The organism is Bacillus sp. 522_BSPC (assembly GCF_001076885.1).
In the GTDB taxonomy this organism is placed as follows: domain Bacteria; phylum Bacillota; class Bacilli; order Bacillales; family Cytobacillaceae; genus Niallia; species Niallia hominis.
This window is the reverse complement of sequence record NZ_JVDT01000206.1, coordinates 257-8,322: the sequence shown is the minus strand read 5'-3', so window position 1 is coordinate 8,322 and position 8,066 is coordinate 257. Positions and strand designations below refer to the sequence as shown.

Below are 8,066 nucleotides of genomic sequence, written 5' to 3'. Positions count from 1 at the left end.
ATCTAAGTTTAAAAGGCGGTTACGACCAATCATCAATAGCTATCAGTTTTTCAGTGGTCTCCTCGCTGCGCTGCGGGGTCTAAAGCGTCTCTATTTCCCGCAGGAGTCGAGCGTCCTCCGCTCCATTTCACTTCGTTTTTAAATCTTTTTGGTTGAAATACTTTTGTCTCAGCCTCTTTTTCTACTATAAGCTTAGTAAACTGACGGGGCAAGTTAATAAAAAGGATATTTACATATTGATAACGAATTGTTGGTGAACAGAGTAAAGACGGAAGGGTGTTAAGGTGATGATAGGAATTAGTATAGCAACGAAGTGGGAATTTGAAGCGACATTGGAATATTTCGACATAAAAGATAATGAACGCTTTAGTTATCCTTATGGGGAGTATTTCATTAGAGCTATTAATGATACCGAACTTATTTTTTATAGTACTGGTGTAAGAAAAGTAAATGGTGTTGGTGCTAATCAGTATATGATTTCTAAATTTAATTTAATGAAAGTAATCGTTGCTGGAACATGTGCAGGAATTGATGATAGGTTCAGTAATTTAGATATTTTTGTACCTGATGCAGCCGTTCAATATGATTGCACAGTAAAAGAAATCGAGCCTTTTATTAAACAATCTTTCATAGTTGATATAGATTTGTCTAAATATGGAAATGGTTTTTATACCGGAACAATTGGCACCGCTGATAAAGCAGTAGTTATGTGGAAGGACTATTTAGAGCTTAAAGAAAACGAAATAACAATAGCTGATACAGAAGCGGGGGCAATTGCTTATATCTGTAAGAAGAATAATGTTGAATGTATTATTATTAAAGGAATATCTGATTTTCCAACAGATGAAAGAAACGCTGATAAATTTGAATCAAATATGGAACAAATTAATGTTTATTTAGAAAATACCCCCAAAGTTATGAATAAAATATTTGGCGAATATTTAAAGAGATTTATATAAATGAATTTTAATGAAGAGCATTTTCTTGAAAAAGTTTGTTTTAATTATTTGTGAAACAGCGTAATTATACTAAGTTTACTTTATTTAAGTATAAAAATACAGAAAATGGATGTGGTTATTCCTATTTCATGGAACAGGGTTATTCCATGTGAAAGCCTTCAGAGAACAAAGAATGATTGGATTTTAATAGTCCATATTAAATACTAATATATATTTCATATAAAAGAAAAGGAATAAAACTAAAAAAGATCAAGATAATCTTAATGAGCAAGATTATTTTGATCTGTTTATTTAATCCATTAACTTCCCAAAGGAAATCCGTTTATTTAAGAAGTGCATAATAGGTATTCCGATTGCCATGACAACAAATTCACCAATAGCTGTCGTTCCCCAAGTGATTAAGAAAGGGAATCCAAGTGCAAGATGCAATTGAAAGGCAATAATAAACATATTAAAAGTAAATACAAGTGTATTAATGATCATTCGTAAAAGATGACTTTTAACAAACTTGCTTATACCAATTGTGATTAACAAACAAATAATGGAATGAGCAACCCCAAAAGTTAAATCGTATAGCTTGATGGTTGAAAGGAATAAGTTTGCTAAAAATACGCCAACGACAATCCCATATATATATTTTTTGTTAAATACAACTAGATGATTAAATAATTCCGAAACGCGATATTGAATGTTTCCAAATGCAATTGGCGCAATTGCAATCGTAACAGCAACATATAATGCTGCCACCAAGCCGTTAACTGCAAGTGTTTTTGTTTTCATTTTTGCTTTTCTCTCCCTTAGTTTTTTTACGTGGGATGGTCTCGAACCACGTTAAACGATATCTTTCACACAGTGAATAATCATATAATAGATACCGTATGTCCGTCAATGGAATTTTATCCCGATTTAAACAGGAAGTAAGAATAAAAAGAGTGAAAACGGTATTTTTCCCAATAATTGTTCATCGAGAGGGGCTGTGTATGAATAAACACGATTTTACACGGATAAGCAAACGGGAGTCTTATTGAAACTAAGATAGGAATATATAGATCAAGAGGTGATTCAATGAGTGTTATATTGGCACTACTAGCAGCAGTATTTGCAGCATTAACAGGAATATTTGCAAAGATAGGAATTAAAGATGTAAATTCAAATTTAGCAACGGCAATTAGAACAATTGTTGTATTAATCATGGCTTTATTAATGGTTTTGGTTACGAAACAATTAGATAGTATATTTTTTGTTAGTAAGAAGTCTCTTGTCTTTCTTGTTTTATCAGGAATAACAACAGGTCTATCATGGCTCTGCTATTTTAAAGCAATCCAAATTGGCGATGTTTCAAAAGTAGTTCCAATTGATAAATCGAGTGTTATTTTAACGATTCTTTTTTCGTTTGTTTTTTTAGGAGAGCCTGTGACGACGGCAATTGTCATCGGCGGTACGCTAATAGCGATAGGAACTTTTGTTTTAATAGGAAAAATTAAAAAGAGTGCTGAAACATCGTATTCCAATTCATACATATTTTTAGCGTTGCTATCAGCAGTATTTGCGGCATTAACAGCGATTCTCGCCAAGATTGGGATAGAAGAAGTAGATTCAAATGTGGCTACCTTTATTCGTACAATCGTTATTATTATTTTTGCTTGGGGAATAGTCTTTTTCCAACGAACGCAAACACAAATAAAAACAATATCTAGAAAAAGCTATCTTTTCTTAATCATATCAGGAATAGCAACAGGATTGTCATGGCTTTGCTTTTTTGCAGCAATCTCTATTGGAAAAGTATCCATCGTAGCACCAATTGATAAGTTTAGCGTCGTCATTACCGTCATTTTAAGCATTATTATCTTAAAAGAAAAGCCAACGAAAAACACACTGATTGGCTGTGTGATTATTACAATAGGAACAATATTTCTTTTATTTTAAAGTGGATACTAAGAGACCTTTACTATACATCAAGTATATTTAGGTCTTTTTTATAGAATAGAGCGCTCGGATTTCTTGAATTTCTTTCTTAACTAACACGAATTGCCAAGAGGTATCTTGCATGAAAGGTTGTAATCTTGTAAGATAATGTTAATTGTTAGAAAAATAAAAGTTTTCAAATAATAAGGCTTATTTTAAATCAAAGTGACATAATAATAGGTTAACTACACATGAATGAGAGGAAGGATGAAACATGGGAGCATTCGTTTTCAGTCTGGCTTTGGAGTGATGGGACGGTATGTGCCATGTATAAAAAAGGAACTGGATTAAATTGGAAGATATAAATCGAATTGATTACATAGGGTTAAAAAAGTTGGTTTTTCTATTAAAAAAAATATAGAAGAAAATAAGGGGGGAGACAAAAAAATGGGAAGAAAAACCGTTTTATCAACAAAAAATGTTGTAGCAATTGGGATTGGTGCCGCTGTATTTATTATTCTAGGAAGATTTGCCGCTATTCCTACAGGAGTTCCAAATACATCCTTTGAAACCTCCTATGCTTTTCTTGCATTAATGTCTGTAGTATTTGGACCAGTCGTAGGTGGGCTAATAGGATTTATAGGTCACGCATTAAAAGATATTCTAGTATGGGGCTCACCTTGGTGGAGCTGGATCATTGTATCTGGAATAGTCGGAGTTGGGTTTGGTCTAGCTTGGAAAAAAATAAACATAAAAGAAGGCATTTTTGGCTGGAAACAGATACTTACATTTAATGTTGTCCAAATAATCGTTCAAGCAATTGGCTGGTTCGTACTGGCACCTCTATTGGATGTGCTAATTTATGCAGAACCTATCAATAAAGTTATTTTACAAGGGCTAGTTGCAGGCGGTTTAAATATCGCTACAGTAGCAGTGCTTGGAACATTATTAATCTATGCTTACTCCAAAACAATTAGTAAAACTAATAGCTTAGAAAAAGAAGAGACATTTTAGCAAATTGGCCAATTATAGGAAGTGGACCATATGAACGACAGTTTGTTCCCAATTACTGAGTTTCGAGAATACAACGAGATATATGTTTTTAAAAGTGGGAGAGTAGGATGAATAAACCAATAATAGAGTTTAAAGATTTCGGCTTTAAATACAGGAGTCAGTCTCAGCCAACCTTATCGAATATCAATCTAACAATCTATGAAGGGGAAAAAGTGTTAATCGTAGGACCTTCTGGATCCGGAAAGAGCACCCTGGCACATTGTGTAAATGGATTAATACCTTTTTCTTATGAAGGCGAGATTTCAGGGAGCCTTAGGATAAAAGAGAAGGAAACTAAATCGGAGACTATTTATGAGCTATCCCAATCTGTGGGAACTATATTGCAAGATTCAGATACTCAGTTTATTGGATTAACAGTAGGAGAGGATATTGCATTTGTATTAGAAAATAATCAGGTTTCCTCGAAATTGATGCGAGAAAAAGTAATGGAAGCAGCTTCTTTAGTAGGGATGGAGCAGTATCTAGATGCTTCGATTCATCAACTATCTGGGGGACAAAAGCAAAGAGTCGCATTAGCAGGTGTCTTAATACAAGAAGTAGACATATTACTTTTTGATGAACCACTAGCAAATTTAGATCCGGTAGCTGGCAAACAGGCGATGCATCTAATCGCAGACATTCATAAAAGGCATAATAACACCATTATTATTATTGAACATCGATTAGAAGAGGTATTAGAGGCAGAGGTCGATCGGATTTTACTCATTGATCATGGAACCTTAATAGCAGATCTTTCTCCCCAGGAATTACTCACTTCTAGCTTATTAGATAAGCATCGTTTGAGAAAACCACTTTATGTAAAACTATTACAGGACGCAGGCGTTCGTTTGCCTAATCATATACCCATTCACCCTCTGTCTATGATTCCCTTAAAGGAATATAGACAGAATGTAATCAAGTGGTTTCAAGGGAGAAGTCGAGAATTACAACGAAAAAAACAAGCGACTTTACTAGAAGTAGATAAGCTGTCTTTTACTTATCCAAATCAGAATAGAGGGATAAGAAATTTGTCTTTTTCATTAGAAAAGGGAGAAATGGTCAGCATTGTTGGGAAAAATGGCGCTGGGAAATCGACTCTTGCTAAGCTAATTAGTGGGTTTGAAGTGCCGAAAGAAGGGTCCATCTTCTTAAATGGTATGGATATTACCAAGCTTACCATTAAAGAAAAGGGGCAAAAAATAGGATTTGTCCTCCAAAATCCAAATCATATGATTTCAAAGCACTTGATTAAGGAGGAAGTTGCATTAGGTCTAATCAATCAAGGGATGAATCCAACTGAAATAGAGAAGAGAGTAAAGAAAGTACTGAATATCTGTGGCCTGCTTCCTTATCGGAAATGGCCGATTTCTGCTTTAAGCTATGGGCAAAAGAAGCGGGTAACGATTGCATCCATCTTAGTATTAAATCCGGAGATATTGATATTAGATGAACCAACCGCAGGACAAGACTTATATCATTATACAGAAATAATGGATTTTTTACTCGAGTTAAATCGCACAGGAATAAGTTTGATGATCATTACTCACGATATGCATTTAATTCAGGAATATACAAGTAGAACGATGGTGCTAGCGGATGGAGAAATCATCGCAGATAGCAGTCCTGCGAATATATTAACAAATCCACAAATAATGAAAGCTGCCAATTTGAAAGAAACGTCTCTCTATGAAATGGCAAAGCTTTTGCAGGTGGAAAGTCCAAGTGAATTCATTGACGCATTTATTTCATATGAGCAAGAGGGGAGAAAAACATGGCAGAAATGCTAGCCTATTTAGACAAAAATTCACCCATTCATCGTCTTGCCGGCGCTACTAAATTACTTTGTTTTATACTATGGTCCCTTGCAGCCATGCTTACATATGATACGCGGATATTAGTGTTCATGCTAGTCATTGGACTTACGCTGTTTAAATTATCTAAAATTCGCTGGAAAGAAGTTTCCTTTGTTGTACTCCTTTTTGGTTTATTTCTTTTGCTAAACAATATAGCTATTTTTTTATTTTCACCGAAACAAGGCGTCGAAATTTATGGCACGGAGCATTTGCTTTTTTCACTAGCAGGTCCCTATGAGGTAACAACAGAGCAGCTGTTTTATTTGTTTAATGTGACATTGAAATACTTTACGGTTATTCCAATCGCTCTATTATTTATTTTAACGACCAATCCTAGTGAATTTGCTTCATCCTTTCATCGGATTGGCATAAGTTACCGCATTACCTATGCAATTAGTATAACCTTGCGCTATATTCCAGATATTCAAAGAGATTACCGCAATATCGCCTTATCCAAGCAAGCTAGAGGAAATGATTTATCAAGAAAGGCTTCTCTTATAACACGTGGGAAAAATGCAATGGGAATCATTATTCCATTAATCTTTGTAAGCTTAAATCGAATTGAAGCAATAAGCAATGTGATGGATCTAAGAGGATTTGGCAAAAAGAAAACGAGAACTTGGTACTGGGAAAAACCATTTGATATAGGAGATTATCTCGCTATTTCACTAATAGCAATTTTATTTATTAGTAGTATTGTTATTACCTTTTATGATGGTCAACGATTCTACAATCCTTTTGAGTAGAAGCTATGGGACAGTAAGAATCAGCATTTTAATCCCAAATACAAAGAGAGTAGGAATGAGATATGTCGATTATTGGAATGAATAAAATGGAAAGTGTATTTACGAAAATGCTTGAAAATCAGCTTGTAAAAGAAGGACTCGTGTTTTTGCAAGAGGATGATGAGAACACATTAAATGAACAAATTGAGCTTACCTTAGTTCCAGCTCCGTCCTTTCAGGAAGCAGAGAAAGGAAAGCTTTTTCAATCGAAATTAGCATCATTTGGTTTAGATGATATTCAACAGGATCGGCATGGGAATGTATTTGGAATAAGATATGGAACAGGAAAAGGACCAAGAATCTTTGTCTGTGCCCATTTAGATACAGTATTTCCGGAAGGAACAGTCATTACAGCAGAGTGGAAGGATGGAAAAGTGTACGCACCTGGAATATCGGATGATGGAAGAGGACTAGCTGCAGTGTTGACGGTTTTACGTGCTTTTCATAAAACGAATATTGAAACAGAAGGTGATATTATCTTCGGAGCAACGGTTGGGGAAGAAGGATTAGGAGACCTGCGCGGCGTGAAAGGCTTGTTTAAGGATAGGGAGGATATTGATGCATTTATTTCCCTAGAGCCTGGTACGCCAGAAGAGATTACCTATTTAGGGACAGGCAGCCACCGCTATCATGTAACGTATAAAGGCTCTGGTGGTCATAGCTTTGGGGATTTTGGAATACCGAGCGCCATACATGCTTTAGGTAGAGCGGTAAGTGAAATGGCAGATTTAGAAACACCGCTTGATCCGAAAACGACTTTTACAGTTGGTACCATAACTGGAGGAACTTCTGTCAATACGATTGCGCAAGAGGCAAGCATGATGGTTGATCTACGGTCTAATTCACAAGAAGAACTTCTTCAGTTAGAGGAAAAGGTATTGGTTATTTTGGAAAAAGCGGCAGAAGAGGAAAATAACCGCTGGAGCAGTGAAAAAACAGCGATTGAGGTTGTGATAAAACAAGTTGGAAATCGCCCAGCAGGAACACAAGATCCAGAGGCTGCGATTGTTCAAACGGTTATCGCAGCCGGAAAAAGCATCGGGTTAATACCTGTTCGTTCATCTGCTAGTAGCACTGATTCAAATGTGCCGATCAGTTTAGGAATCCCTGCTGTTACATTAGGAGCAGGAGGAGCATGCGGTGGCATTCATACGTTAGAAGAATACTTTGATCCAAAAGATGCATATCTTGGCCCACAAAATCTATTTTTAACAATTTTAGGATTAGTAGGCATAAAGGATAGTACCGAGCCTTTATTGTAAAGTTGGCTGGAGTGGGGTGGGAAAAGATAAGTTTTAGTAAAGCTGTCTGCAACGTAGAAGTTGTCGATGGCTTTTTTTGTGGGAAATTAAGTGGGGCGATGCGTATGCGTCTGTGCCCGTAGGTTGGGGAGAATAGGGCAAAAGGGAATAGAGAATCCCTATCAGTTACCATTAGACAGTTGTGGAAGAGAAAAAGGGAATAGAGAGCCGTTCTCTAAGCCCAAAGCATAGGGAAAAAGGAGAAAAAGG

The 8,066-nt window shown here is 35.8% G+C and carries 7 protein-coding genes and 1 riboswitch; of the genes, 6 read left to right on the top strand and 1 reads right to left on the bottom strand.

The features are described from left to right. Window positions 1-287 precede the first annotated feature (287 nt). Window positions 288-959 carry a permease gene (locus tag ADJ83_RS17300; RefSeq protein WP_031539218.1) on the top strand — a complete coding sequence of 224 codons (672 nt, stop codon included), beginning with the start codon at window positions 288-290 and terminating at the stop codon, window positions 957-959. Window positions 960-1,250: 291 nt separating this feature from the next. Here the strand turns inward: ADJ83_RS17300 and ADJ83_RS17295 are convergent, their stop codons facing one another. Next, complete coding sequence (locus ADJ83_RS17295) at window positions 1,251-1,739, bottom strand: QueT transporter family protein (protein ID WP_031539217.1); 489 nt, start codon at window positions 1,737-1,739, stop codon at window positions 1,251-1,253. Window positions 1,740-1,750: 11 nt separating this feature from the next. Continuing rightward, a riboswitch (PreQ1 riboswitch) is annotated at window positions 1,751-1,795 on the bottom strand. 229 nt (window positions 1,796-2,024) lie between these two features. Here ADJ83_RS17295 and ADJ83_RS17290 point away from each other — a divergent pair. The 5 genes from ADJ83_RS17290 (at window position 2,025) to ADJ83_RS17270 (ending at window position 7,817) form a co-directional block, all read left to right on the top strand. Then, the gene (locus ADJ83_RS17290; RefSeq protein WP_031539216.1) at window positions 2,025-2,885 is read left to right on the top strand and encodes an EamA family transporter; all 861 of its coding nucleotides are present in this window, start codon (window positions 2,025-2,027) and stop codon (window positions 2,883-2,885) included. Between the two features lie 426 nt (window positions 2,886-3,311). Beyond that, a complete protein-coding gene (locus ADJ83_RS17285; RefSeq protein WP_031539215.1) occupies window positions 3,312-3,878 on the top strand; it encodes an ECF-type riboflavin transporter substrate-binding protein in 567 nt (188 codons plus the stop codon). 107 nt (window positions 3,879-3,985) lie between these two features. Further along, window positions 3,986-5,704 (top strand): ABC transporter ATP-binding protein, encoded by a 1,719-nt coding sequence (locus ADJ83_RS17280; protein WP_031539213.1) that lies wholly within the window; start codon window positions 3,986-3,988, stop codon window positions 5,702-5,704. Further along, window positions 5,689-6,516, top strand: a complete 828-nt coding sequence (locus tag ADJ83_RS17275) for an energy-coupling factor transporter transmembrane component T family protein (protein ID WP_048718519.1) — start codon at window positions 5,689-5,691, stop codon at window positions 6,514-6,516. Before ADJ83_RS17280 ends, ADJ83_RS17275 begins: the two co-directional genes overlap by 16 nt. A gap of 62 nt (window positions 6,517-6,578) precedes the next feature. Continuing rightward, on the top strand, window positions 6,579-7,817 hold the full coding sequence (locus ADJ83_RS17270) for a M20/M25/M40 family metallo-hydrolase (RefSeq protein ID WP_235252034.1): 1,239 nt from the start codon (window positions 6,579-6,581) through the stop codon (window positions 7,815-7,817). The last annotated feature ends 249 nt before the right edge of the window (window positions 7,818-8,066 follow it).

Excerpts from the sequence above, each read along its gene's own strand:
- ADJ83_RS17285 (WP_031539215.1), top strand. The coding sequence starts at position 3,312 with ATGGGAAGAAAAACCGTTTTATCAACAAAAAATGTTGTAGCAATTGGG.
- ADJ83_RS17295 (WP_031539217.1), bottom strand. The coding sequence starts at position 1,739 with ATGAAAACAAAAACACTTGCAGTTAACGGCTTGGTGGCAGCATTATAT.
- ADJ83_RS17270 (WP_235252034.1), top strand. The coding sequence starts at position 6,579 with ATGTCGATTATTGGAATGAATAAAATGGAAAGTGTATTTACGAAAATG.
- ADJ83_RS17300 (WP_031539218.1), top strand. The coding sequence starts at position 288 with ATGATAGGAATTAGTATAGCAACGAAGTGGGAATTTGAAGCGACATTG.
- ADJ83_RS17280 (WP_031539213.1), top strand. The coding sequence starts at position 3,986 with ATGAATAAACCAATAATAGAGTTTAAAGATTTCGGCTTTAAATACAGG.
- ADJ83_RS17275 (WP_048718519.1), top strand. The coding sequence starts at position 5,689 with ATGGCAGAAATGCTAGCCTATTTAGACAAAAATTCACCCATTCATCGT.
- ADJ83_RS17290 (WP_031539216.1), top strand. The coding sequence starts at position 2,025 with ATGAGTGTTATATTGGCACTACTAGCAGCAGTATTTGCAGCATTAACA.